The organism is Microcoleus anatoxicus (genome assembly GCF_042465725.1).
Taxonomy (GTDB): domain Bacteria; phylum Cyanobacteriota; class Cyanobacteriia; order Cyanobacteriales; family Microcoleaceae; genus Microcoleus; species Microcoleus anatoxicus.
Genome location: NZ_CP120853.1, coordinates 3,044,848 through 3,071,513, shown reverse-complemented (window position 1 = coordinate 3,071,513; position 26,666 = coordinate 3,044,848). Strand labels below are relative to the sequence as shown.

At 45.9% G+C, this 26,666-nt stretch carries 22 protein-coding genes; 12 read left to right on the top strand and 10 right to left on the bottom strand.

Annotated elements, in window-relative coordinates:
- The first annotated feature begins 30 nt into the window (after positions 1–30).
- On the top strand, positions 31–333 hold the full coding sequence (gene rpsN / locus P2A85_RS13205; protein WP_341738125.1) for a 30S ribosomal protein S14: 303 nt from the start codon (positions 31–33) through the stop codon (positions 331–333).
- 208 nt (positions 334–541) lie between these two features.
- Here rpsN and P2A85_RS13200 read toward each other — a convergent pair whose 3' ends face one another.
- Positions 542–871 (bottom strand): hypothetical protein, encoded by a 330-nt coding sequence (locus tag P2A85_RS13200; protein WP_340518710.1) that lies wholly within the window; start codon positions 869–871, stop codon positions 542–544.
- A gap of 68 nt (positions 872–939) precedes the next feature.
- Between P2A85_RS13200 and aat the strand changes: the two genes are divergently transcribed.
- Complete coding sequence (gene aat / locus P2A85_RS13195; RefSeq protein WP_341738126.1) at positions 940–1,518, top strand: leucyl/phenylalanyl-tRNA--protein transferase; 579 nt, start codon at positions 940–942, stop codon at positions 1,516–1,518.
- Between the two features lie 160 nt (positions 1,519–1,678).
- Here the strand turns inward: aat and P2A85_RS13190 are convergent, their stop codons facing one another.
- Positions 1,679–2,458, bottom strand: coding sequence for a calcium-binding protein (locus P2A85_RS13190; protein ID WP_377480720.1), 780 nt, complete (start codon positions 2,456–2,458; stop codon positions 1,679–1,681).
- 594 nt (positions 2,459–3,052) lie between these two features.
- Between P2A85_RS13190 and P2A85_RS13185 the strand changes: the two genes are divergently transcribed.
- The 3 genes from P2A85_RS13185 to P2A85_RS13175 all read left to right on the top strand — a co-directional run bounded on the left by P2A85_RS13185 (position 3,053) and on the right by P2A85_RS13175 (position 7,525).
- Positions 3,053–4,303 (top strand): RNA-guided endonuclease InsQ/TnpB family protein, encoded by a 1,251-nt coding sequence (locus P2A85_RS13185; RefSeq protein WP_377480717.1) that lies wholly within the window; start codon positions 3,053–3,055, stop codon positions 4,301–4,303.
- Between the two features lie 101 nt (positions 4,304–4,404).
- Entirely contained in the window at positions 4,405–6,792 is a 2,388-nt protein-coding gene (locus P2A85_RS13180; protein WP_377480714.1) for a GAF domain-containing protein, read from the top strand.
- Between the two features lie 307 nt (positions 6,793–7,099).
- Positions 7,100–7,525, top strand: coding sequence for a hypothetical protein (locus P2A85_RS13175; RefSeq protein WP_377480711.1), 426 nt, complete (start codon positions 7,100–7,102; stop codon positions 7,523–7,525).
- Between the two features lie 75 nt (positions 7,526–7,600).
- Here P2A85_RS13175 and P2A85_RS13170 read toward each other — a convergent pair whose 3' ends face one another.
- Both P2A85_RS13170 and P2A85_RS13165 read right to left on the bottom strand, forming a co-directional pair.
- Complete coding sequence (locus P2A85_RS13170; RefSeq protein WP_377480707.1) at positions 7,601–8,026, bottom strand: thiol-disulfide oxidoreductase DCC family protein; 426 nt, start codon at positions 8,024–8,026, stop codon at positions 7,601–7,603.
- A gap of 45 nt (positions 8,027–8,071) precedes the next feature.
- Positions 8,072–10,450, bottom strand: coding sequence for a PAS domain S-box protein (locus P2A85_RS13165; RefSeq protein ID WP_377480704.1), 2,379 nt, complete (start codon positions 10,448–10,450; stop codon positions 8,072–8,074).
- A gap of 493 nt (positions 10,451–10,943) precedes the next feature.
- Here P2A85_RS13165 and P2A85_RS13160 point away from each other — a divergent pair, with 493 nt between their 5' ends.
- The gene (locus tag P2A85_RS13160) at positions 10,944–12,137 is read left to right on the top strand and encodes an NAD(P)/FAD-dependent oxidoreductase (RefSeq protein ID WP_377480702.1); all 1,194 of its coding nucleotides are present in this window, start codon (positions 10,944–10,946) and stop codon (positions 12,135–12,137) included.
- Positions 12,138–12,287: 150 nt separating this feature from the next.
- On the top strand, positions 12,288–13,013 hold the full coding sequence (locus P2A85_RS13155; RefSeq protein WP_377480699.1) for an HAD-IA family hydrolase: 726 nt from the start codon (positions 12,288–12,290) through the stop codon (positions 13,011–13,013).
- On the opposite strand, the gene P2A85_RS13150 is transcribed toward P2A85_RS13155, so the two are convergent.
- The 3 genes from P2A85_RS13150 to P2A85_RS13140 all read right to left on the bottom strand — a co-directional run bounded on the left by P2A85_RS13150 (position 12,997) and on the right by P2A85_RS13140 (position 16,093).
- Positions 12,997–13,161, bottom strand: a complete 165-nt coding sequence (locus P2A85_RS13150) for a hypothetical protein (RefSeq protein ID WP_377480696.1) — start codon at positions 13,159–13,161, stop codon at positions 12,997–12,999. The two genes, P2A85_RS13155 and P2A85_RS13150, sit on opposite strands and share 17 nt — an antisense overlap.
- A gap of 122 nt (positions 13,162–13,283) precedes the next feature.
- Positions 13,284–14,744 carry a protein kinase gene (locus P2A85_RS13145; RefSeq protein ID WP_377480693.1) on the bottom strand — a complete coding sequence of 487 codons (1,461 nt, stop codon included), beginning with the start codon at positions 14,742–14,744 and terminating at the stop codon, positions 13,284–13,286.
- 344 nt (positions 14,745–15,088) lie between these two features.
- Positions 15,089–16,093 (bottom strand): LysR family transcriptional regulator, encoded by a 1,005-nt coding sequence (locus P2A85_RS13140; protein WP_377480691.1) that lies wholly within the window; start codon positions 16,091–16,093, stop codon positions 15,089–15,091.
- A 307-nt stretch (positions 16,094–16,400) separates the two neighbouring features.
- On the opposite strand from P2A85_RS13140, the gene P2A85_RS13135 reads away from it, so the two are divergent.
- The 5 genes from P2A85_RS13135 to gltD all read left to right on the top strand — a co-directional run bounded on the left by P2A85_RS13135 (position 16,401) and on the right by gltD (position 24,031).
- Positions 16,401–17,114, top strand: a complete 714-nt coding sequence (locus tag P2A85_RS13135) for an NnrU family protein (protein WP_377480688.1) — start codon at positions 16,401–16,403, stop codon at positions 17,112–17,114.
- A gap of 44 nt (positions 17,115–17,158) precedes the next feature.
- The gene (locus P2A85_RS13130; RefSeq protein WP_341738139.1) at positions 17,159–17,539 is read left to right on the top strand and encodes a thioredoxin domain-containing protein; all 381 of its coding nucleotides are present in this window, start codon (positions 17,159–17,161) and stop codon (positions 17,537–17,539) included.
- A 377-nt stretch (positions 17,540–17,916) separates the two neighbouring features.
- Positions 17,917–19,962, top strand: coding sequence for an NAD(P)H-quinone oxidoreductase subunit 5 (locus P2A85_RS13125; protein ID WP_377480684.1), 2,046 nt, complete (start codon positions 17,917–17,919; stop codon positions 19,960–19,962).
- 670 nt (positions 19,963–20,632) lie between these two features.
- Positions 20,633–22,219 carry a photosynthetic/respiratory NAD(P)H-quinone oxidoreductase subunit D1 gene (ndhD1, locus tag P2A85_RS13120; protein WP_377480681.1) on the top strand — a complete coding sequence of 529 codons (1,587 nt, stop codon included), beginning with the start codon at positions 20,633–20,635 and terminating at the stop codon, positions 22,217–22,219.
- A 327-nt stretch (positions 22,220–22,546) separates the two neighbouring features.
- Positions 22,547–24,031 carry a glutamate synthase small subunit gene (gene gltD / locus P2A85_RS13115; RefSeq protein WP_377480678.1) on the top strand — a complete coding sequence of 495 codons (1,485 nt, stop codon included), beginning with the start codon at positions 22,547–22,549 and terminating at the stop codon, positions 24,029–24,031.
- Positions 24,032–24,179: 148 nt separating this feature from the next.
- On the opposite strand, the gene P2A85_RS13110 is transcribed toward gltD, so the two are convergent.
- The 3 genes from P2A85_RS13110 to P2A85_RS13100 all read right to left on the bottom strand — a co-directional run bounded on the left by P2A85_RS13110 (position 24,180) and on the right by P2A85_RS13100 (position 26,632).
- The gene (locus P2A85_RS13110) at positions 24,180–24,734 is read right to left on the bottom strand and encodes a cyclic nucleotide-binding domain-containing protein (RefSeq protein WP_377480675.1); all 555 of its coding nucleotides are present in this window, start codon (positions 24,732–24,734) and stop codon (positions 24,180–24,182) included.
- A 137-nt stretch (positions 24,735–24,871) separates the two neighbouring features.
- Positions 24,872–25,855, bottom strand: coding sequence for a DUF1517 domain-containing protein (locus P2A85_RS13105; RefSeq protein WP_377480672.1), 984 nt, complete (start codon positions 25,853–25,855; stop codon positions 24,872–24,874).
- A 174-nt stretch (positions 25,856–26,029) separates the two neighbouring features.
- Positions 26,030–26,632 (bottom strand): DUF3172 domain-containing protein, encoded by a 603-nt coding sequence (locus tag P2A85_RS13100; RefSeq protein ID WP_377480669.1) that lies wholly within the window; start codon positions 26,630–26,632, stop codon positions 26,030–26,032.
- Between the last annotated feature and the right edge of the window lie 34 nt (positions 26,633–26,666).

Genomic DNA, 26,666 nt, shown 5'->3' with positions numbered 1-26,666 from the left:
TTGTGATTTATCTAAGGATATCAACAGATTATGGCTAAAAAGAGCATGGTCGAGCGCGAGAAAAAACGCCAAAGACTCGTAGACAAGTACGCTGACAAACGCGCAGACCTGAAAGACCAGTTCGACCAAGCTGCGAATCAGATGGATAAAATGGCGATTCACCGCGAACTACAAAAGCTACCCCGCAGCAGTTCGCGGACTCGCTTGCGTAACCGCTGCTGGGCGACTGGTCGTCCCAGAGGTTACTATCGTGACTTCGGGCTGTCTCGGAACACGATGCGAGAAATGGCTCATGAAGGTCTTTTGCCCGGTGTAGTTAAGTCTAGCTGGTAGTAGAAAGAACGAAGGAAGAAGGAAGAAGGAAGAAGAACCCCCCCAGCCCCCAAGGGGGAAAGGAAGAAGGAAGAAAGCCCTTCGACTCTTCGACTGCGCGATCGGCTACGGAGAAAAAAAAAAACTCACAATCAATTTAATGGGCAAGATTGTGTTTTGGGTAGATTCTTGTTTCCTGATTCTGAGTTAAATTTTCCTCTTTCTTGCTTCATTGTCCGCAGCATTTATCGATGCCCAGACTTTCTAGTAATAAGTCGCTGACGGCATTGGCGATCGCAAATTCGCCGTAGAAGCTTTTAGAAAAATCATAGGCTTGCATTTCGGTGACGATCGCAATTACGAGACTGCCCACATCATTTTCGCCTTCCATGCGTTGGCGGACATAGATTTGGGCTGCTCTTTTAGCTATTTGCTGGTTGGCAGCTTCTGGGATAAACTCAGAGTCCAGCCATGCGAGCAGTGTTTGTTGGAGCCATTCACCTTCCTGTTCTGGGTTTTTGGCTGGTGGTAAGGTGATGGGTGCGATCGATTCTGACATAGTTATTCCTAATTCCTAATTGCTAATGTTGGCGGTTAACGGTCAAGTGACAAACAACAGATAAATTTATGCAATATGATATACAGTCAATTATACAAGGATATGCCCAAGGCTATTTCCTGATGGCAAATGACGGTGAAGATAGTTTGGGCTGGTATTCCAGCCGCCAGCGGGCGCTGATTCCCCTAGATGGAAGCTTTACCTATCCTAAATCCCTCCGCCGTCAAATCAATCAAAATCGGTTTTCCGTGGCTGTAAACCGCGATTTTGGAGCGGTGGTTGAGGGTTGTGCCGATCGCGAAACTACCTGGATTTCTCAAGAACTAAAACAGATATATTGGGCTTTGTATCAGACCGGTTGGGCTTACAGCTTCGAGACTTGGTATGGTAACGAATTGGCTGGGGGAATTCTCGGATTGTCTATAGGAGGCGCTTTTATTGGTGAATCGATGTTTTATCGAATTCCAGAGGGTTCTAAGGTAGCGATGGTGAAATTGGTAGAGAGATTGCGCGATCGATATTATCTACTATTCGATGCTCAAATGAACAATCCTCACCTCGAAAGATTCGGGGCTTATACTGTCAAGGAAAAGCAGTACAATGCTCTCTTGGAAGAAGCTTTGAAGCGCAAGTGTTCGCTGTTGTAAATCGCAAATTCCTCGTTCTTCAGCTTGGCTTGGGAACGAAGAATTTTGCAAACCGATTCACTACTTACCCATAAAAACCATCATCGATGAACTGTTAGTTACTAGCCAGGAGCCAGTATTTAGGTAAGAAAAATTAGGTTTCACATTCCCCTGAAACTACCTACAAAAACTGGAAATCTGAACCATTAATCGCCAATGCAAACGGACTTGCCGTTTCAAATGAACCAGTTAGATCGAAGTTGTTATTATTCAACACGATTCCCAAAATCTGCCCATTACTGCGGTTACGAATCACCATATCGTTCACAATTCCGTCATTGTCATAAGCGATCAGATTATCGTCAGTAAACAGCAAACTTAATTCAGTTAAGCCATCGATGAGACCAAGGCGATCGCCCTGGTCAAAATTAAAATCAGTAATCACATCAGCTTGAGCAACACTAAATGCTTCATCATTGCTTTTGATCGCAAATATATCACTACCAGGGCCACCAGTCAAAACATCAACACCGCGATCGCCCACGAGGAAATCATTACCTTCATTGCCCTCTAAATCGTCATCTCCTTGCCCACCTCGCAGTAGATCGTTGCCACGGCTCCCAAACAAAACATCGTTACCAGCATCACCTCTAATGACATCATTGCCCTCATTTCCATCAAGTCTATCGTTATTTTTGCCACCGTAAATAATGTCATTTCCCGGACCACCTGTGATGACATCATTGCCGTTATTTCCTAATAGTCGTTCGTTGCTATCGGAGGAACCTAAAATCGTATCGTTCCCATCTAATCCCCAGACTCCCCACGTAAAAGCAGACAAATCTCCCTCTGTTACATTGATATCATCGTCCGTAGCAAATCCCAAAAAACGCGGTCCCCCCCCAGCCGACACGGGAAAACCAGTCAGATCTCCGAGTAGATTGTTAATCGTTAAAACCATGGATATCTCCTTTTCAAAATGCTGATTATCCTATTATATTTTAAAATTTGCAGAGACGCTCTCAATTTGAGTAAAATTTATTTTGGAACTTTTTGGTGTAAAACCAGTCAAGCGCAACTTGCTTGCCTATTTGCCATTTCCCAGCTCAAATATATTGACTAGGACTGCTAATATTTAGTACGTATCAACTGTTTACCACTTATAATAAGCCTAACAGGCAATGTGCTAACAACGTTAATGTAACCCTGTAACGTCGAGAGGGCAAGGTTGTTTGTCAAGGAAAGTCAAAGTTGATGGGCGCGATCGCCCTGGGAAAATAGCCAGTTTTCGATCGCCAGACAAAAGCTTTATAAACAGGCTGTAATTTCTTCACCAAAAAAACTGGGTCTGAAGCCCCGTCCTTTTAGGACGGCTTTTCTTTGACTTTGAGGCTTCTGATTAATTCCCTAAGTACATCGGTTTTAGTCCGACCTACAGATTTGCAATGTTCTTCAAGGATTTTAAATTCAGACTCTTGAATCCGAAAATCTCAACCTTTCTTCGTGATTTCATCCGTTGTTTTGCTGTACAATTATATAACAAGGAGGATAACTCATGTTTGGCTGTCAACAAAACTTAATTCGAGCTGACTCAGAGATTAAGGCGATTCTCGAATATCTGTCTTCTGAGTCGGCAAAACTTTCTAATTGCGGAATTTACTATGCCCGTCAGTTATATTTTAAAACTGGCAAGGTTCCGAACCGCGCTCAGTTGCACAAGGTTTTAGGAACCGAAAATCAAAATCGACACTATCAAGCATTTTACTCTGATACGGCCCAACAAATTCTGACGGGCGTAGCAGAGTCTTTTAAGTCTTTCCTAGGGCTAATGAAAGCGTTTAAAAATGGGATAATTATAGACCGCCCCAAGTTGCCGAAATATCGTCAAGGCCCAATGGCTGTGGTGACGTTCACAGGTAGGTCCGTAAAACTCAAAGACGGAATGTTGAGATTTCCCCTAGGCAGCAAGGTCAAAGTGTGGTTTGGTCTAGATGCGTTTTACTTGCCCATGCCATCTAATCTTGATTTCAAGGCTATTCGGGAATATCGCATTCTTCCTCGAAACGGCTGTTTCTACCTAGAATTTGTCTACAAAACTACTGAAATTCAATCAGATGTAGATATTGCCAGATGCTTGATGATTGACCACGGCGTAGATAATTGGCTAGCTTGCATGAGCAATGTTGGTACAAGCTTTATAATTGATGGTAAGCATTTAAAATCTCTCAATCAAGGTTATAACAAGCAAGTTGCATTTTTGATGAAGGGGAAATCTAACGGGTTTTGGTCTAAAAAACTTGCCAGCGTAACCGAGAAACGAAATCGTCAAATGCGAGATGCCGTCAACAAGGCAGCCAAAAGAGTGATTAATCATTGTTTGAGTAATCAAATAGGAACGATTGTATTTGGCTGGAACAAAGGACAAAAACAATCTGCCAACATGGTACGTAAAACTAATCAAAAGTTTGTGCAGATTCCTACAGGTAAACTGAAGGATAGAATTAGTCAATTGTGTGAGCAGTACGGTTTAAGATTTCTGGAGACTGAAGAATCGTATTCCTCAAAGGCTTCATTCGTTGATAATGATTTGCTACCTACATTCGGCGAAAAACCCGAAGGGTGGCTTCCATCTGGTAAACGAATTAAGCGTGGCTTGTATCGAACAGCTCAAGGTTGGCTGATTAATGCAGATTGCAACGGTTGTGGCAATATTGGTAGAAAAGTAGCGGTAATGCTTGGACTCGATCTAAGCGGAATCAGTAGGGGCGAATTGTCAGCGCCTTTAAGACATAAATTATGGGCTTAAGAATCCCTGTCGCTTGACTCGCAGGGAGTGTCAAAAATCCTTAAATTCCGGCTCACCAAGATTATTATTGGCAAAATTCACTGTTTTCAGGTGTTTTACTCATGTCTACTCCTAAATCCTCATCTCGTCAAAGCAGCAATAACTCCGCCAAGTCACTCATGCCCGCAAATATAGACTCCACTGAACAAGATAATCACAGTTTGCAAAGCGAAGTTAATATGGAACAGCTACTGCAAGCTTTGGCTGCAGGAGTACCGAGTCAATCTGGCGAAATAGAACGGTTGAAAACATGGAAACAAGACTTGCAGTGGGTGTTTCAATTCCTCGGCAACCGTCGCGTTTTAATAGCAGTAATCGAGCCGAGGACTTTTGCCCTGCGGTACGCTAACGCAGCTTTCTGCCGTTTGGCTGGCTGGGAAGGAACACCCCTGGGAAATGGGCCACTAGGCGGTTTGTTTGCAGGAATGGGTATTACTTTGCTCGAACTATTCGAGGAGTGGGACACCAAAACAGCGGAAAAATTATACCGCCGCCATCTTTTGCACTGGGTATTTAAACAATCTTATCAAATTGACCTCGCAGCTTTGCGAGTCCTCGACGAACCAGTGATGGCTACTGTAAAAAATCGGGTACACCCTGAACCAAGATTTGTCGAATTTTGGCTGGGTTCGGAACAGTTGCAAATTGCAAGAATTGACCCAAAGATAGATGAATTTGCGGATTTACATTTGAATTTAATGCCAGTAAACGAACGAGAATCTTGGTTGATGCAGTCGAATCAATTGGCGATTTTAGGCGATCGCTTACAGTTGGATAATTATCAAGTAGAAGGTTTACTGGTACTCGAAGGTTTTGATGTCACCATACAGGAACAAATTCGGCGGCTGACGCAGTTATTAATCGATCGCGATTCCATGCTGCGCCCAGACAAATTTGAAAGAATAGATGGTTGTTTACGATCGCTCTTTAATGCAGATGGGACTGTGCTGCTGCGCCCTGACGGCGAACAGGTACAGATATTAGTGGCTAAAGGTGGCCAACATTTGCAGCCAGTGGTTTATTCAATGGACTCCCTAGAATCTTCTCATTTTTTGAAAGCAACGGCGGCAAATCAAGTTTGGAATGTTCCCGATTTACGCAGAGAATGCGATACCGAATGCGATCGCGCTTTGCGAAAAATGGGCGTGCGATCGATGCTACTGGTACCCCTAGTGGTCAAAACTGTCACCCGCGAGGGCTGCGTGCAGCGGATTTTGGGCCTAGTAGGAATGTTATGCGATCGGCCCAACCACTTCAACCGCATTGACTCCCAGCACGCCCAAGAACTCATTCCCGCCTTCATAGCAGCCCTGCGGCAAGCCATGCAGCAGCGATTTAGCCACATCCACAACATCCACCCCTCCGTCGAATGGCGCTTCATCCAAGAAGCAGAAAGACGAAGTTGGGGACTACCACAGGAAACAATAGTATTTTCTGAAGTTTATCCACTGTTTGGAATTTCCGATATTCGTGGTTCTAGCGAGGAGCGGAATCGAGCCATTCAAACTGATTTACTAGAACAATTTCGCTTAGCCTTAGACATAGTTGATGTCGTTTGTGTTTCACAAACTACTCACCTCGGTCAGCAACTACGGCTAGATTTACTAGACTATATTGAGCATTTAAAAGAAAAAATAACAGTTGACATGGAGGTGCGAGCAGCGGAGTATTTGAACGAACATTTAGAAGTATATTTTGACTATTTTTTGCAGTGCGGGCCGAAAGTTCAGGACGCAGTGGAAGCTTACCGAGCAGCTTGTGAAAACGAACACAACTGCGTTTACTGCGATCGCACTCGCTACGACGAAATGCTACATTTAATTACTAGCGAACTCCAAGAAACTTGGACACGCTGGCAAGAAAAAATGCAGAAAATTCTCCCCCACTACTGCGACATAGAATGTACCGACGGCATGGATCACATGATTTATGTTGGCAAATCTATAGATAGCAGATTCAGTCAGTTTCATCTCCACAGTTTGCGTTACGAACAACTGCGAGCAATTTGCGACTGCGGGCGCACCGTATTTCGCCTGGAAGCAGATTCGCAAATAAATATGGAACTCGCACATTTAGTGTTAGTACAAAATACCACGATCGACATTTTTCACAACGAAAATACAGAAAAAATGTTTGATGTCAAAGGCACCCGCGACATCCGCTACGAACTTGTCAAAAAGCGCATCGAAAAAGCCGTTGACAAAGATGCCCAAGAGCGAATTACCCAGTCAGGAATGTTGACTATAGTTTATTCAACCGAAGACGAATGGGAAGAGTACCAGCAATATTTGCGCTACTTGTCTCGCGAAGGTTGGGTAGAGGCAAAAATTCAAACAGGGATGGTGGAATCGCTGCAAGGAGTCAGCGGTTTAAAATTTGCCCGCGTCCGTATTTTGCCCGCACCCGAATCAATTGTTCATGTCAGTCAAGTTACAGTTGTACAAGATTGAAACTCCGCAATTTGGCTCTCTCGTAGTTAGGGTGATAAGTAATGGTTATAACTTAGCAAAATCAAGGGTTTGAGCTTTCACGATTGAGAAACTTAGTATCGATTTTAAGATCATTCTCTTTCGTCCCCCTTTTTAAGGGGGATGCGAGGGGGATCGAGACTAGGCTAAAAACGACCTAACACATATTTAAAAATTTGTCAATGTCTAATTATCTCTGAAAAAGTCCGCTGTTCACAGTCTAGATTCGGCAGTATGCAGTTACATTGTTAGCTAAATGTCATAAGTGTATTTGATAGGAGTTTTGCCAGTGAACGCTGCCGAACAAGCTAAAAATATTGAACTTACGAGCAAAATTGCTGCGGTTGTTAATTTATTCAAATCGGAATTCCCGGATGTGAAAGTCGATTTGAAACCTTGGATGAATGACGCAGATACTAGAGAACTTGTCGATCCAGATTCGATCGACATTGGCTTTCATTTTCCAGGTAGAAGTCGCTTGTTACAAAGCCGCAGCATCCTGATTCAAATCCGATTTTACCAAGATCCGGTAGAAGGATCGAGAAGGGCGATCGGAGTTGAAGCAGCAGGCTACGATCATACTGGTCAGCAGTGGCGTTTTTCTACTGTGGAAAATTGGAGTTTTCTTGGCCAAACCGAACCTGCTGCGGAGTCGGCGCAAAAACTCAAACATTTTTGCCAGGAGATATTAAATCTCTTTAATCCATCTTTTTGAGGACTAAATTCCTGACTACAAACCTGGTTTTTTAGGACTAAAGTCCTGACTACGAACAGGTTAGTAGCAAGGATTTTAGTCCTTGCTATGACCGCAATTGTCGATCGCCCGACAGCCAATAGCATAAACTGAGTTGTAAGTGGTAGAACGCTTGCCAAATAAAGTATAGCGATTATCCCGCACTTGTTCGTAAACGCGATCGCCCATCCACTTCATCCCCGGAATAGCACGGTAAGCAGCCACAAATACCTCACCTGCGGGTAATATTCGCCCGATTTCCTCCGCCGCATCGCTACCTTGCCAACGCCGTTGCGGTGTGTCACTATCGATCAAAATCATCCCCATTTCGCAGTCACCAGAAGTTATCTCAAAATGCTCTAATTCCTGTAAATCTTGCATAGGAATATACTCAAATCTCTGGCCTCGATCTAAGTTTTCCAGTAGCTGCACTAAGCTGACGCAGAGATTGCAATTGCCGTCGTAAATCACATTATATTTCATAGGAATTGGGAATGGGTAATTGGGAATTTGGAATTAGTTAAGTGACTAATGACTGCTAACTATAGGAATCTCGATCGCAAATTCGGTTCCTTGACCGGGCGCTGAATAGCAATGCAACTGTCCGCCGTGCTTTTCCACCACAATTTGATAACTAATCGACAGCCCCAAACCAGTCCCTTTTCCCGGTGCTTTTGTCGTGAAAAAAGGATCGAACAGCCTTTGGTGAACTTCTGCTGGAATTCCTGGTCCGTTGTCAGCAATCCGAATTACAATATGAGTGGGATTGCGGCTGGAAGCATCATAAACAACATTGTTTCTCTCCATCAACACGTCCGGTTCATACTTTACTTCTGTACAAATCCGCAACGTTGGTGAAGGACAAGAAGGAATAAATGAATTCACATCCTCAGCCCACTGGCCAGTTTCCATAGCTTCTTCCAAAGCATCAATGGCATTGCCAATAATATTCATAAATACCTGATTCAATTGCCCCGCATAACACTGTACGCAAGGCAAATCCCCGTATTCTTTGACTAAGGAAATTTTAGGATGTCCCGGCGTTTCTTTCAGCCTGTGCTGCAAAATCAACAAACTGCTATCAATGCCTTCATGAATATCTACGTGCTTTTGTCCGGCTTCATCCAAGCGTGAAAAATTTTTCAGCGAGAGCACAATTTGGCGAATTCGCTCAGATCCCATTTTCATGGAATTTAAGAGCTTTGGCAAATCTTGAAGCATAAAATTTAAATCGATATCATCTATCTCTTCTCGAATTGCTTCCGTGGGTTCCGGGTATTCTTTCTGATAAAGTAGCAGCATTTTCAACAAGTCTTGAAAGTAATCGTCAGCGTGCATGACATTGCCGTAAATAAAGCTGACTGGATTGTTAATTTCGTGAGCTACTCCGGCTACCAATTGCCCCAAGCTGACCATTTTTTCATTTTGCACCATCAGGCTTTGAGTTTGCTGCACATCCCGCAGAGCCTTGGCCAGTTCTTGATTTTTAGTCCTCAATTCACTTTCAGAAAGTCGCACTGCTTCTTCGGCTTTTTTTCTAGCAGTAATATTTTTGCGAATAGCTACATATTGATGGGGTTCTCCTTTGGCGTTTAAGCAAGGTACAATGGTAGTATCTAACCAAAAATATGTGCCATCTTTAGCTCGATTTTTCATCTCTCCCCGCCAAACATTGCCCTGGCGAATGGTTGACCAAAGCCGCTTAAAAAAATCGGCAGAGTGATAGCTAGAATTGACCAGCCGGTGAGTTTTGCCAATCAGTTCTTCTCGATGGTATTTAAAGAGTTCGCAAAATTGGTCGTTGACATAAGTAATAGCGCCGAACTCGTCGGTATTAGAGACGATCGCAGATTGATCCAAGGCAAATTTTTCAAATTCTAACTCTTGGAGGGTTTGACGTAATTCCGCTTCGGCTTGTTTGCGATCGCTAATATCAGTAATCATCCGCAAAACCCCAGAAAATTCGCCATTGACATCAAACATCGGTGTCGCAGAGACGATCGCCCACAAGTGAGAGCCATCTCTGCGAGTAAACTGAAAATCGTGGCGTTCCCGGATACCTTGGCGTCGTCGCTGCACGTAAATATTGGCAATTTCCTTAGTATTGTCGTCAATAAATTCAAAGAGCGATCGCCCCTGCATTTCCTCCACTGTATACCCTAGCATTTCGGCCATCCGAGAATTAGCAAAAGTCGTTTTGCTTTCTGAGTCAAACATCCAAACGCCCTCGGAAGCAGTCTCCACAATGCAGCGGTAATAACTCTCCCTCTCCCTGAGTATTTCTTCTGTCTGTCTGCGATCGGTAATATCCAAAATTACCCCGTCGAAACAAACCACTCCCAACTGCGGACTAGGGAGTTGGGAAGGGTAGGAAACTAAGGAATCCAGAAATTTTTCTGGTGCTTTTAACTCGGCAATTTTACCATTTTCTATTTCTGTTTTCAAATCTAAGTGCCTTGGTATTTCCTGGGAATTAGACACAAAATTAGCATCTTTTACTTGGCAATAAACAGGTTTGCCTTTTTCATAAACCCAGCTAATACCCCCGTCATGTCTGACAATCCGGTATTCCAGGATGTAGGGAGTTTTAGATACCACACTTTGCAGCAACAAAGCTTCGACATTCTTGCGGTCTTGAGGATGAATAATGCTAGCAAAATCACGGACGCGATCGTTGACAAAATCCGAGGCGGGATAGCCTGATATTTCTTGAATCGCCTCGCTCAAAAAAGCCATCCTCCGTTTACCAGCCGTGGGGTCGCTCAAGTCCCAGATACAACGGTAGATAGCACCAGGAATATTAGCCACTAAAGTTTTATATGTTTCTTCACTGTTTAACAAAAATGAATCTGCTTCACTAGGAGTTGCGCCATCCGTAACTTTAGATGAATTTGAGTAAATTTGCATATTTTTTTACGCTGGTGAGTGCGGGTTGAAATATTAAAGTAGATGGCCCATAAAAAGTGAATTTGATTAAAACAAGAATTCCTTATTGATTAATATAGTATATAATTTGTTGTTTAAACATTCAGAAAATTTGATAGCCGCTAATAGGGAAATGTATAGAGTCGGAAATACAGTGGAGGCTAGGGTTTGGGATAAACAGAGGTTTTGGCACGGGATCGATCGTCTGAGACTGGTAGCAGCGGGAAGACAGGGGTGGGGATCGAGGCAAAAACAGCGATCGACCTAACTTTAGCCTCAGTCTTCCTGATTTTTTGCTTCTGTGAAAATTCATAACTTGTATTGGGTTTAATTACCTCTATCGGGAGGGGGAAGCAGCAATAATCAAAATTATCTCCTCTCTTCCACTCTCCCTCTTTTTCACTCCCCCCCTCTCCCACTCCCCATCTCGTTACAATAAATAAGTTGCCCAGAATCGATCGCCCCTCAAAACACCATGACTCAACAACAACCCCGGATTTGCATTCTTGGCGGAGGCTTCGGCGGACTCTACACGGCCCTGCGTTTAAGTCAGTTACCCTTCCCCAAAGCCGAAAAACCCGAAATAGTCCTAGTCGATCGCCGCGATCGATTCCTATTCGTGCCCCTGCTGTACGAACTCCTAACCAACGAACTACAAACTTGGGAAATTGCCCCACCCTTTACCGAACTATTAGAAAACACAGGCGTGCGCTTTTGTCAAGGCACTGTCTGTGGCATCGACATAGAAACAAAACGAGTCCAATTACACGAGGGTCCAGAATTTGCGTGCGATCGCCTCGTGTTAGCTTTAGGAGGCGAAACCCCTCTAGATATGGTCAATGGTGCCGTTGAATATGCTTATTCATTTCGCACACTCAAGGACGCTTACCGACTAGAAGAAAGACTGCGATTTTTAGAAGCCAAAAATACCGACAAAATTCGGGTGGCGATCGTCGGTGCCGGTTATTCTGGAGTAGAATTGGCTTGCAAACTAGCCGATCGACTCGGAGAAAAAGGTCGCGTGCGGTTAGTCGAACAAAGCGACATGATGTTGCGGACATCGCCGGAGTTCAACCGAGACGCAGCCAGAAAAGCCTTAGAAAAACGACAAGTTTGGATCGACTTAGAAACCAACGTAGACTCGATCGGATCGGACACAATTTCCTTAATGTACAAAGGACAATTAGATATTCTGCCGGTAGACATAGTATTGTGGACAGTAGGAACTCAAGTTAGTCAAGCAGTGCGATCGCTCCCTCTCAAACAAAACCAACGCGGTCAACTAATCACTACCCCCACATTGCAAATAGTCGATCGTCCAGACATATTTGCCCTAGGAGATATAGCCGAATGTCACGACGCCAGCGGCCAAAAACTTCCCACTACAGCCCAAGTAGCCTTCCAGCAAGCTGACTACACAGCCTGGAACATCTGGGCTTCCCTCACCGGTCGGCCTTTACTTCCTTTCCGGTATCAGCCACTAGGAGAAATGATGACATTAGGAATAGACAACGCCACCCTAGCAGGTTTAGGAATTAAACTAGACGGACAACTAGCCCACATTGCTCGCCGCTTAGCCTATCTCTATCGGATGCCAACCTTTGACCATCAAGTGAAAGTTGGTTTCAATTGGATTAGCAGACCAATTCAAGATTTGTTAAAAAATTAATGGTTAAGGGTTAATTGTTAATTTTTGACAATGTAACTGTATTCATTAGTCCGCGCAGGCGGACTTTGTTTGTATAGTAGCGGTTTCAACCGCCGAAGTATCTAACAACCAACAAACCACAAATAACCAACAACAAATAACAAATAACAAATGACCAAAGTAATTTTTTTAGATGCCGCCGGCACACTATTTGACGTGGGCGGTAGCGTCGGCGAAGTTTACGGAAAATTTGCCAGCAGTCGGGGAATAACTATTTCTAACGAAGAGTTAAATACAGCATTTTACCAAAGTTTTGCCAACTCAACTCCGATGGCATTTCCCGGAAGAGAATCAGCCAAAATTCCCCAACTAGAATTTGAATGGTGGCAAACAGTTTGCGCCAACGCTTTTCAAATAGCAGGCGTTTTTAATCAATTTTCAGACTTTCCAAAGTTCTTTGCCGAACTCTACGCTCATTTTGCCACCGCCGAACCTTGGTTTGTCTATCCCGATGTGTTACCCGCATTAAATAGGTGGCAGCAACAAGGAATAGAATTAGCCGTAGTCTCGAATTTTGATTCACGAATTTATGCAGTATTAAAAGCACTAAATTTAGCAGAATATTTCACATCAGTGACCATTTCCACCGAAGTTGGTGCGGCCAAACCAGACTCGAAAATTTTCACTACCGCTTTGCAAAAACACAACAGCATTGCTGCAAATGTCGTGCATATAGGCGATAGTTTCAAAGCAGATTATTGCGGGGCTATAAATGCTGGCTTAAAAGCAATTTGGTTAAATCGAAAACAGGAAAAATTTGATTTAGGGAAATTGGATTTAACCAATTCCCAAAACATACAGGAATTTCCCAGTCTGGATTTCATGTCAAAGCTCTGATTTTTAGAGTTATCTGTAGCCGCTTAGCGCATCCGCCACCGATCGCGCTAGAGTAAATTTGACTGAATTTGGGGCTGGAGACTAGGAAAAAAGTCACAACCGCCAAGTGCTTTTTGATATCAAATCCGGTAGCATCCGAATTATTCATCTCTCTACTCTCTCTTCTCTTCCTTCGCGTCCTTAGCGCCTTCGCGGTTAAATCATTCCGATACAATCGGAAACGATATTACACCGCCTACTAAATTCTGATTTGACATAGATTTAGCTTGATTAAAAAAGATGAGAAAGAAACTTATAAATCAAACGAAATATAGCAGTTGCAGCGATCGCACCCAAAGCCCCCAACCACCCCACAAACAACACGCCCATGATAGTAGCACCAGGATAAATCACAGTTGCCGCCGATCGCAAAGCCGGGAAAAACACCAACAAAGCCAGAGTACCAGCGCCAATAGTCAACATCTCAGTTACTTCCAGCGTTCGGCGATACTGGCCATAAATCAGCCCCCCCAGAATCATCCCCAACAATCCCATACTCAGCCCAGGAGAGGGCAGCAAACTCGTCAGGGCGATCGCCAGCAACCCTCCCTCAAAACCCGTAAACGCCGCCCCCGACAACACCTCCCAGATCGAAAAAGACCCTCTCGGCGAAGGTTGCAAGCCTCCCGGAGGAGTCCCAGGAATTAGCGTAGGAGGCAGCGGTTGCGGTGCGGGAGGGGGCTGCGGAGTCCCTATCGGAGGCGGTGCCACGACGACAGTAGACTGTTGAGAATGTGGTTGAGGCCCCGACTTGAGAGCCACTTCCACCAGGGCCACAGATTGAAAACGCTGGCTGGGAGCTGATAACAACATTCGATCGAGAACTTGAGCCAAACGCGAGTTAATCTGCACCCGCGAATGCCAATTCCACTCATTTCTGTAACTATCAAACAACTCCGTCGGCTGCAAACCACTCAGCAAAGTAATACAAGTCACACCCAAAGCATACAAATCCGTAGCCGGATAAACCTCTTGGCCGTTCATCTGTTCTGGGGGAGCATAACCCAAAGAATAAATCCCAGTAGAAGCTTTAGCACTTCCAGCACTTTGCGTTACCTGTTTAACCGCCCCAAAATCTAATAGATAAAACCGACCATTTTTCCCCCGCATAATGTTAGCAGGTTTAATATCCCGGTGAATCGAACCGCGAGAGTGAACAAAATCGAGAACCTTCAAAATTTCCCGCAATACTTCCACCGTTTCCGATTCCGAAAACTTGCCTTTTACAGCCAGTTCCTGCTCCAAATTTTCACCATCAATAAATTCTTGAACCAGATAGAAAAACTGATCGTTTTTCCCCGCCTGCAAACTGGGAACAGTCAACTCAAAAAAAGCCAGCAAACTCGGAATTTGCGGGTGTTCGTTGCCCAGTTCTTCCAAAACCGCCGCTTCCCGTTCAAACAGATTCTGAGCGATTGTTAGTTGTGCCGGAGTCAGACTCACCGACGGTTGCAACAGTTTAGCAACGCACTGCCGCATCGCCGGAGTATAGCGATCGCGGGCCAGAAAGGCAGCCCCAAAACCGCCTTGACCCAAAAGCCTGACCGGCAAATAGCGGCCGCTCAGAATCAGGGGCATTCCACAGGTTTTGCAATACCTTTGCTGCACAGTTTTCAGCAGCGAACTGTCATCGAGGTCGGGAAAATAGTTTTGAGGGCGCGGACATCCTGGGCGCGTGCAATAAACTTCCATTATCAGTTTTAGATTTGAGACAAAAGAATTGAAGAATCGACCCTTAGCTATTCAACTTCCTCATGGTGAGGAGAAGCATTCTCACTACCAACTCAGACCGGGATAGACACAACAATCTAATAGACATCGACCATATTTATTGTGCAACAGACCAGAAAGCCTGTTCAAGACTTACTTTTTTAAAGAAGTCTAATCAACTGTCGCCCCTTTAAATTGTATACTTAAATCCTTGGGGAAAAAAAGTAAAATTCTATCCCCCCTCTCCCTTTGTACCCCTGTGTCCCTCCCAAATTAACAAACACTTAAGATGGCTACCCGCCACCGATCGCGCCCCAGTCCACAGATTAACTACCCGCCGAGTTGGGAGATAGAATCTCTCTAGGATCGAACTCAAAGCCGGGAGATTCTTTTCTCTCCTTGACACCAGAATAAGTAGCAAAGGAAGGCAAAATTTCATTACTGAAAGCCTCGGCAGCTTTAGAACGATAGCGGTTCGGGTTGCAAATCAGCGACAAAACCCGAGTCACTACCACTTCCTCCATTTTAGATTTGTGCAAAACCCCCATTAGTAACTCCTTTTCGATCGCCGAAACCGAGACAAAAGCAGCGCCCAACCCAGACTGCACCGCATTTTTAATCGCCTCGATGGAATTTAGTTCCATCTCAATTTTCAGGCGGCGAGTATCAATGCCGCTGCGAGACAACACCTGATCGATAACTTTGCGGATAGTAGACTGGGAATCCAGGGAAATAAACTGCAATTTGTAAAGGTCTTCCTTTTGGATGGTTTCTTGTTGTACCATCGGGTGAGACGGAGGGAGAATCAGAGCCAGTTCGTCCTCAGCATAAGGAACAACATCCAAGGCTTCCAGAAGTTCCGTAGGAATTTCTCCACCCACAATCGCCAAATCGATTTGTCCGTTAGCCACACTCCAAGCAGTACGACGAGTCGAGTGAACGTGAAGTTGTACCGCCACATCCGGGTATTTTTGCCGAAACATCCCGATCATCCGAGGTAGCAAATAAGTCCCAGTAGTTTGAGACGCCCCCACAATCAAGGTGCCACCTTGAAGATTTTGCAAGTCTTCCAGAGCTCGACAAGTTTCTTGACAAAGCGATAAAATTTTCTCGCCGTAACTCAGCAGCAGGTGTCCCGCTTCCGTGAGTTGAGCCCTACGCCCCCCTCTATCGAACAGCGGCACGTCCAACTGTCTCTCTAAGTTTTGCACCTGCAAGCTAACTGCTGGCTGGGATACATAGAGGCTGTCAGCAGCGCGTTTGAAGCTACCTTCAGAAGCGATCGCCTTGAGAATACGTAACTGGTCTAAAGTGAAAGGAAGGTCAGACATATATCTACTCGTCAGTTGTCATTTGGTAGTTGTCCGTTGTCCGTTGTCACGAAAGCAGTGGGCAGCGGGCAGTTGTCAAGAAAGCAGTGGGCAGCGGGCAGCAGGCAGTTGTCAAGAAAGCTGTTGTCATTTGTCTGTAGCTGCAAATTGGCCTAGCGCTAAGGACTAAGGACTGATGACTAAGGACTAAGGACTGATGACTAAGGACTAAGGACTAAGGACTAAGGACTGATAACCGCTGAATGCTCCCATAGATACTTTGTGACACAAATTGGCCACGAATCAATAACTTTTCTTAATATTTACAATGACGATGAATTTGGCACTCGATAGCCACTTAGTTATGCTCGGACTTTTACTCGGTTTTGCGATCGCCCACAGCGGTTTAGCAGCCCTCCGCCCCAAAGCTGAAAAGCTCATCGGGGCAAGACTTTACCGCGTTTTATTTGCCCTAGTCAGTTTGCCCCTAGCAGTCATTCTGATTGTCTACTTTTTCAACCACCGCTACGACGGTATACAGCTTTGGCAGCTACAAGGCATCCCCGCTGTCAAACCCCTAGTTTGGATACTTTCGGCAATTTCTTTCCTGTTTCTGTACCCAGCAACTTTCAACCTCCTCGAAATTGCCGCCATCCAAAAACCCCAAGTTCACCTCTACGAAACCGGCATCATCCGCATCACCCGCCACCCGCAAATGGTAGGACAGGTGATTTGGTGCATAGCCCACACCCTCTGGATTGGCACTAGCTTTACCCTCCTGACTTCCATTGGTTTGGTACTTCACCACCTGTTCGGAGTGTGGCACGGTGACAGGCGACTTCAGGCCCGTTTTGGCGAATCCTTTGAAACCATCAAATCTCGGACATCAATTTTGCCATTTTTGGCTATCCTCCAAAAACGTCAAAGCCTTGATTTGCTTGAGTTTTTGCGCCCTTCCTATGTAGGTGTAGTCATTTTTACTACCCTGCTGTGGAAAATTCATCCTTTTTTGATGCGTGCGACTGGGAACATATACTGGTAGCATGATCCCTAGGATAGAAAAAATTTATTAATTTTTGAGGGATCATGGTGTTGTCCGTTAGCGAACGCACTTTTGCACAAGAGGTTTTTCAAGCGTCTACCCCCGTTTTAGTTCATTTTTGGGCGCCCTGGTGCGGTCTGTGCCGCGCGATCGACCCTACGCTCACAACATTTGAGAGACAGTGGGCAGGAAAAGTCAAGCTCCTAGGGGTGAATGCCGATGAAAGTTTGAAATTAGCCAACACTTATCGCCTGACAAGTCTCCCGACGCTGATTTTGTTTGAAGGGGACAAAGTTCGATTTAGATTTGAACATTACCAAGGACGGGAGGAACTGCGCCGGACTCTCGACTCCTGGATGCTGGCGACCTCTGGGGTATATGCCCCAACTCAACGGCTGCAACCCCAGGAAGCAGTCAACAGGTAACAATTCAACGGTTCAAAGGCATTCGGCTCTTGTGTAGCAAATATTCGGCTGGTATGTAGAAGGCAGAAGGAATTCCCCATTTGTCGATCGCTATGCCTCTAATTACTAATTAAGTGGACAACGATTGACAATAAGTACATACACAGCTAAACCGATCGGCATCCGATCCAAAATAAATATCGCAGTCTTGGAGACACAGGACTGCGAGATTTGTCTATCTATGTTTTGAAATAGATTTAAATAAGACCGGGCGGTTTCAACCGCCGTCTTATCTGATCTTAAGAATTGTAGAGAGTCTTTCTACCCATTCATGCAGGCTTGTGTGACAATTGTTTACAGTTTTGTCAATCTAGTAGAAACTTTAAACTTCATCAGTCATGGAACTGCTTTATCAATACGCTTGGCTGATTCCAGTCCTGCCACTGGCAGGCGCAATGCTAGTAGGTCTAGGCTTAATCACCTTTAACCAAGCCACCAACAAACTCCGGCAAGGGAATGCGATACTAATCGTCTCCACGCTTGGAGGGTCAATGGTACTCTCTTTTGCATTGTTGTGGAGTCAACTACAAGGTCACGCACCCTACACCCGCACTATTCAGTGGGCTTCTGCTGGGGACTTCTCGCTGAATATGGGCTATATCATTGACCCCCTGACCTCGGTCATGTTGGCGATCGTCACTACGGTCGCCTTTTTAGTGATGATTTATACCGATGGCTACATGGCTCACGATGACGGGTACGTGCGTTTTTACGCCTATCTCAGCATCTTCAGCGCCTCGATGCTAGGTCTAGTAGTCAGCCCCAACATCGTTCAGATTTATATCTTCTGGGAACTCGTAGGTATGTGTTCCTACCTGCTAGTGGGATTTTGGTACGATCGCAAACCCGCTGCTGACGCCTGCCAAAAAGCCTTCGTCACCAACCGCGTCGGCGACTTCGGCCTGCTGCTGGGCATCCTCGGCATTTACTGGGCCACCGGCAGCTTTGAATTTGACGTGATGGGCGATCGCCTGCACTCCTTAGTCGAATCAGGTGCCCTGAGCGCCACTTTGGCCACCATCTTCGGAGTCCTGATATTTTTGGGGCCAGCCGCCAAATCCGCTCAATTCCCCCTCCACGTCTGGCTACCAGACGCCATGGAAGGCCCGACACCAATTTCAGCCCTGATCCACGCCGCCACCATGGTAGCCGCCGGCGTATTCCTGATTGCTCGGATGTACCCAGTATTTGAAGGGTTGCCGGTCGTCATGAATTTAATCGCCTGTACGGGCTGTTTTACGGCATTCATGGGTGCTTCGATCGCCATTACCCAAAATGACATCAAAAAAGGTCTCGCCTACTCCACCATCTCCCAATTGGGCTACATGGTGATGGCAATGGGCGTCGGCGCTTATAGTGCTGGACTGTTCCACTTGATGACTCACGCTTACTTCAAAGCCATGCTGTTCCTGTGTTCTGGTTCCGTGATTCACGGTATGGAAGCAGTTGTCGGCCACAACCCCGCCCTCGCTCAAGATATGCGACTGATGGGCGGGTTGCGCAAATATATGCCCATTACGGCAACTTGCTTCTTAATCGGAAATTTGGCAATCTGCGGCATTCCGCCGTTTGCCGGTTTTTGGTCAAAAGACGAAATCCTCGCCCAAGCTTTCCAAGCAAATCCCGCTCTGTGGGCTGTGAGCTGGGTAACGGCCGGGATGACCGCGTTTTATATGTTCCGGATGTATTTCAGCACCTTTGAGGGCGAATTCCGGGGTAATGACAACGCCATCAAACAGCAACTTCTGCAACCAGGTTTGGTTTTCGGCCCTGGGGCGATGAATGTTAAGGAATTGGCCACGACTGGCGAAAGTCACGATGAACACGACCATTTCCCTCACGAATCTCCGCTAACAATGGCTCTGCCTTTAGTGGTGTTGGCAATACCTTCTGTGTTAATTGGTTTTGTCGGTACGCCCTTTGCCAATTATTTCGAGCAGTTTGTGCGCGCGCCTGGGGAGTCTCTGGAAGAAGTATTGGAACACGCCGCCGAGTTCGATTTGACGGAATTTCTAATCATGGGTGGCAGCTCTGTGGGTATTGCTTTGCTTGGCATTACTTTGGCTTCCCTGATGTATTTGAGCCGGAAAATTGATGCTGGGGCGATCGCCCAAAAAATCAAACCACTTTACGAATTCTCCCTCAACAAGTGGTATCTCGACGACATCAACGAATTTCTGTTTGTCAAAGGCAGCCGTCGTTTAGCGCGGCAAGTCATGGAAGTAGATTTGCGAGTTGTCGATGGTGTAGTTAATTTGACTGGTTTTCTCGCCCTGGTAACAGGCGAAGGACTTAAATACATTGAAAACGGTCGCGCTCAATTTTATGCCCTGATTGTGTTTGTCGCAGTTCTGGGTTTTGCGATCGTTTCTGGAGTTAGTTGAATCTGTTGGGACACGGCATTACCAATTAGTGTCAACTTAAAGTCAAACCAACCGTATCTTTTGTTTGTCTCGAAGTCTAGATCCCCCCTAGCCCCCCTTAATAAGGGGGGAATAAGAGTTTTCTCTCAAAGTCCCCCTGATGGAATAAGAGTTTTCTCTCAAAGTCCCCCTTCCCCCATCCCCCATCCCCCCTTGGGGGGGGCAGGGGGGGGTGGGGGGGCAGGGCGTGTTTTCAAACTACTCCTTAAGATTTAGATCCCCCTAAATCCCCCTTAAAAAGGGGGACTTAAAGACTCTTTCCCCCCCCTTTTTAAGGGGGGCTGGGGGGGATCTTTGGGTTTGAAAACACGCCCTAGGGGGGGTGGGGATTTAGGGGGATCTGAACTCAGCGATCGACAAGAGATACAAAGGTTTTTAGAGTTAAGTTGACCGATTAAAAGTATTGTCATGTCCCACCAGAATATATTTTAAGAACTGACCTTAACTTAATAACTTACAATTGACAATTAGCCAAGAGAAATAAATCTTTGATTCAACTCGAAATATGCGATCGCATCATTCGTAGCAATTATTGCAAAAACTCGGCTTCGTATAAAGAAAGTATAAAATTTAGAGCAAAATTGCCAAAATATGTTTAAACCTAATAATTGATGGATAACTTTAAAACGCAATGGATACAGCTAACTTTCCCTGGTTAACAACAACAATCCTGTTTCCTATTGCTGCGGCTTTGCTAATTCCTTTAATTCCCGATAAGGATGGCAAGACGGTGCGGTGGTATGCTTTGATTGTCGGTTTGATTGATTTTGCTCTGCTTGTTTACGCTTTTTACACTCAGTACGACTTCAGCAATCCGGGACTGCAACTGGTAGAAAGTTATACTTGGGTACAGCAACTGGATTTGAATTGGTCTGTGGGTGCTGATGGTTTATCGATGCCGCTGATTTTGCTGACGGGTTTTATTACTACTTTAGCTACTTTAGCAGCTTGGCCAGTTACGTTTAAACCGAAGCTATTTTACTTTTTGATGCTGACAATGTACGGCGGGCAAATAGCCGTTTTTGCCGTCCAGGATATGTTGCTATTTTTCCTGGTTTGGGAATTGGAATTAGTGCCGATTTACCTGATTTTGTCCATCTGGGGTGGCAAAAAACGGCTCTATGCAGCAACTAAGTTTATTCTCTACACGGCGGGCGGTTCGCTGTTTATTTTGGTTGGTGCGCTGACAATGGCGTTTTATGGCGATACAGTGACTTTTGATATGCGGGCGATCGCGCTTAAAGACTTCGCCCCCAATATCGAATTGCTACTATACGCAGGTTTCCTAATAGCTTACGGCGTCAAACTGCCGATTTTTCCCCTACACACTTGGCTCCCCGACGCTCACGGGGAAGCCACCGCACCAGCCCATATGTTGCTAGCAGGAATTCTGCTAAAAATGGGCGGTTACGCTTTGCTCAGGATGAATGCGGGAATGCTCCCGGATGCTCATGCTACCTTCGCACCGATTTTGGTAATTTTGGGTGTGGTAAACATTGTTTACGCCGCCTTAACTTCTTTTGCTCAGCGCAATTTGAAGCGGAAAATTGCTTATTCTTCGATTTCCCACATGGGCTTTGTGCTAATTGGGATAGCTTCGTTTACCGATTTGGGAATTAGCGGTGCAATGCTGCAAATGGTTTCCCACGGTTTAATTGGGGCGAGTTTGTTCTTTATGGTGGGTTGTACTTACGATCGCACTCACACCCTCATGCTCGACGAAATGGGTGGTGTTGGGCAGAAAATGCGTAAGGTTTTCGCCATGTGGACTGCTTGTTCTATGGCTTCTTTGGCTTTGCCGGGAATGAGCGGTTTTGTAGCAGAATTGATGGTGTTTGTCGGTTTTGCTACCAGCGATGCTTACAATCCAGTATTTAAGGTTTGTGTTGTATGTCTCGCTGCTGTCGGAGTGATTTTGACTCCGATTTATCTACTGTCGATGCTGCGAGAAATTTTCTACGGGCCTGAAAACAAGGAGTTGTCGGAACACGAGGAATTGGTGGATGCGGAACCGCGAGAAGTGTTTATCATTGCTGCGCTGTTGGTGCCGATTATTGGCATTGGTTTGTATCCGAAGATGTTGACTCAGGTTTATGATGCAACTACTGTTCAGTTGACGGCAAGATTGCGAAATTCTGTGCCTTCGTTGGTGGCTAAGGCTGCTGCTGATAAAACGGTGTCTTTGGGAGCACCTGCGATCGAACCTAGCAACTTGTAATTTGCACTGGATGCGAGGAAGAAAACCCCCAAACCTGTGAAAGATATGGTTTGGGGGTTTTCTATAATGAGTACACCACCTTTACCAGTGTCCTTTGTCAATATTTATTAAGCAGTCAAATTAACTAGGAGTGTAGTTCTGGACACACATATAGTGTGTCTGCGTAAGTCCTGATGAAGGAATTACTTTCACAAACCAGGTTTAGGTGTCCAGGACTGGTAATCAGAGTCGCGATCGCCCATAATTTAGATCGAAATAGTAAATTTAGAAGCCCCCAGCTTCAGCATTGACAAACTACCACAAATAAGTTCTAACCAAGACACCACTATGGGAAAACCAACAGGCTTTATCGAATTCTTGCGCGAACTACCCTCCGAACTCTCACCAGTCGAGAGAGTCCACAACTGGGATGAATTTCACCTACCCATGGACGAGGACAAACTCCGCACCCAAGGAGCCCGCTGCATGGATTGTGGCATCCCATTTTGCCACACCGGAAACCTGATTAGTGGCATGGCCAGCGGCTGCCCCATCAATAACCTAATTCCCGAATGGAACGACCTAGTATATCGCGGACTCTGGAAAGAAGCCCTGGACAGACTCCACAAAACTAACAACTTCCCCGAATTCACCGGCAGAGTTTGTCCCGCCCCCTGCGAAGGCGCTTGCGTACTCGGCATCAACAACCCGCCAGTCACAATCAAAAACATCGAAGCCTCAATCATCGACAAAGGCTGGGATGAAGGCTGGATTACCGCCGAACCACCGGCCAAACGCACCGGCAAAAACATCGCCATCATCGGTTCCGGGCCCGCCGGTTTGTCCGCCGCCGCCCAACTCAACAAAGCCGGTCATTGGATAACAGTATACGAAAGAGCCGATCGCCCCGGTGGCCTGCTAATGTATGGCATCCCCAACATGAAGCTAGACAAAGAACAAGTTGTGATGCGCCGCCTGAAAGTCCTCGAAGACGAAGGAGTAAAATTCGTCTGCAACACCGAAGTCGGCAAAGACTTACCAGTAGAACAATTACTCAAAGAATTCGACTCCGTTGTCCTCTGTACAGGCGCCACCAAACCCCGCGACTTAGGCATCGAAGGACGCGAATTAAAAGGCATCCACTTCGCCATGGACTTCCTCACCGCCAATACCAAAGCAGTTCTCGACAAGAGCACCAACGATAACTTCATCTCCGCCACGGGCAAAGATGTCGTCATTATCGGCGGTGGCGACACAGGCACCGACTGCGTGGGCACCTCCATCCGCCACGGCTGCAACAGCCTGGTACAGCTTGAAATCCTCCCCAAACCGCCCTCCGAACGCGCCGCCAACAATCCCTGGCCCGAATGGCCAAAAGTCTACCGTCTCGACTACGGCCAAGAAGAAGCAGCCGCCAAATTCGGCGACGATCCCCGTGGCTATCTCACCACCGCCACCAAATTCGAGGGCGACGAAAACGGCAACGTCAAAGCCGTGCACACCGTTGAAGTGGAGTGGACAAAGAATGACAAAGGACAGTTCATTCCCAAACACATCCCCGGCACCGAAAAAGTCCTACCAGCCCAGCTTGTCTTGCTAGCGATGGGCTTCCTAGGTCCAGAACAGCCCTTGCTGGATGCGATGGGATTGGAACGCGACGCCCGCAGCAACGTGAAAGCCGAACACGAAAAATATACAACTAGCCTTCCCGGAGTATTCGCCGCTGGTGACTGTCGCCGGGGTCAAAGTTTGGTAGTTTGGGCAATTAACGAGGGGCGGGGTGTCGCCCGCGAGTGCGACCTTTATTTAATGGGGAGCACGGATTTGCCTTAATTGGTAGGTTCAAAACTTTAAGTTAATTTAAAAACAAAGCTACCCATATTTTACAGTTTGGGTAGCCTTGTCCCTAAATTAATTCAATCACATGAATTTCTCAAAGGGGGACAAATTTTACCAAAAAAATACCTCTTTTTTAAGCCCCTCAACCCCTCACATTTTCCATCAACCAATTAAACTTAGCCTGGGCTAGACCAAAATTCTCCATCACACTCGGATTAATATCCTCACCTTCTAATTCAGAGTTTTCTAATTCAATATTACGACCATACTCTATATGTCTAATCGTACCCCGCATTCTGTCAGCCAGACAGAGAGAAATTCCACAATAAAATCGGGAAGCAAAGCCCATATCATGTTGCAGTTTGATAATTAATTGTCGCCGTGGAATTGCTAACAACTCAGTTTTTTCGATCGCCTTCACCGTTGCCAAAGGAGGTCTAGCATCAATAAAAGAAACTTCTCCCACCAGTTCTCCGCTACCTATTTTTGCCAGTTCTTTAGTAGACTTCGCCTCTAGCAAAACACTCAAAGTTCCCTTCAATACAATGTAGAGGGCATCGATTTGTCTCCCTTCGTGGATCAGTATCCTGTCGGGGTCAAGAATTTCCTTCTTAGCTTTTTGGACTATCCAGTTGATGTCATCGTTATTTAACTGGCTCAAAATGAAAAGTGCTTTTTTTCTACTGCTGTCGGTCATGAATTTAGCTCCCGATGGCTTTTTTTATAAAAAATTAGATGCATAATCTGTCAATAATAGCATTGGTTAAACAAATTTTTTAAATAGAAAACCTGACATGGGCGCGGGGCACAATTCACCCCGCCCATAGTCTCTAACTAAATCGATCGCAAATCGGGATAACCTGCCAACATATCATCAGCAGTCAAAGTATCGCCATTAGCTTGAGGAGTCCACAGCACCTCAACCGCCAACAACTGCTCGCTAGACACTCCCCCAATTTGACGCAAAGCCATGCGCAAATCTTCAGAATTTTTGACTACTGGTAATTGCAATTTGCCTAGGGTACCGACAATCAACGTCACCACAATATATTCACCAGGAGCTTGACTCAAATCCCCAGCCACCAGTACGCCATTTTCCTTCACACTTGGCAGTACATTGTTGCTTCCAGATTCCCGAAGCTGGTTGTTAAAATTTGAGAGAGTTTCTTCTGTAAATTTACTGCGTTCTGCCAGAGAAAATTGATTAAATTTAGCTTCTGCTGCTTCCAAGCGAGTTTGCTGAGATTCAGCACCGGCATAAACCCAGTATTCTGGATGGCGCAGCAACGCCAGAGTAGATTCTTGTAGCACCTGAGCGCGACCCGTTGCTGTATCGGTATCCGCTGTTTTTGCTAAGGAGTCGAGTTCCGATTGCAAACCGCGAGCATCTGCTAGCAAACCAACTTGCAAACGAGCCACAGAGACGTTTGTCGGTGTGCTGTAGCCTAGTTCTTCCTCCCCTGTGCCCCCGGCGCGGCGTACGCTTTGGACGAGGAAATTCGCGATCGAAATAAAAATCAAAATCGAGAACAAACCACCAAAGCCGCCCCCAAACCCAAAAAATGGCAGCAAGAACGGGAAACCAAAGCCACCACCAAAGCCACCACCAGGGTAGTACCCCCCTCCAGACGGTGCGTAAGTGCGGCTAGGAGACGAATAGCTGCGCGCTGGAGCCCGAAAAGAGCCACCACCGATGCGTCCCCCGCTGCGGGCCGCCTGGGCTCCATCAGCGTTACCCAGGGCTAGTGTCAGTACCAGCCCGATCGCAAATAGTGATTTCAAAAGCGGTTTGATTCTTGAAATTAGTTGCTTGTACATAAGACCATTACTATGCGATACATATATAATTTACAGTCTATTCTCGCCTGTGGGCAGCCCGGTTGCAGGCGTGAAATCGGTGAGATATCCGTACTCAAGGACTCAAGTCCTGACGAAAAACTATAGAGGTCGCTCTCCCGCTAACCCTTGGGGATAACGGGAGATAACTTCACCTTAGAAATTCTGATTATCTGTGGTTGGAGCCACGGAACCGGGCTGGTTGATAAACAGGTTTTTGGCACTATCGTTTTGATAGATACAATTGATATCCGGTTGACTTTCCAAAGTACCGGTGAAGCCAAATGTATTCATCCGATTTTTGCACTCGCGTACTTGGTCTTGGCTGACGAGCTTTCTTTGTTCTAGAATTGCCCAGTTATTGGTTCTGAGCACGCAGCCAGGGCGCATAGTCGGCTGTGAAATGTAGACGTTGAAAGGGTTGAGGGTGACATAGGCGCGCATATCTGTCACCATCGCGCTGGCTCCAAACTGTACGCAAAGTTCGGGATTGGGGGCACTGCGATCGATAAATTCGCGGGATGCTACGTTTTCTGGGCTAATGGTAGCGGTAGAGCTAAAGGCAATGCCAATCCCAATTCCGAGAATGAACACCGCTGCTAAAATCCCCAAGGATGTGTAGTTGACTAAGGAAGGTTTCCCAGAGGGAGTCGCGCGTCGGGATTGTCCGCCAAAGGGACTGGAATAGTCGGAGTCTTCATCTCCTCGCGGTGCGTCGGCTGTGAATCTGTCGTTGTAGGGTTTAGGTTTGCGTTTCATATAAGCTTCAGTGGGTTTTGGAGAGTTACCAGGG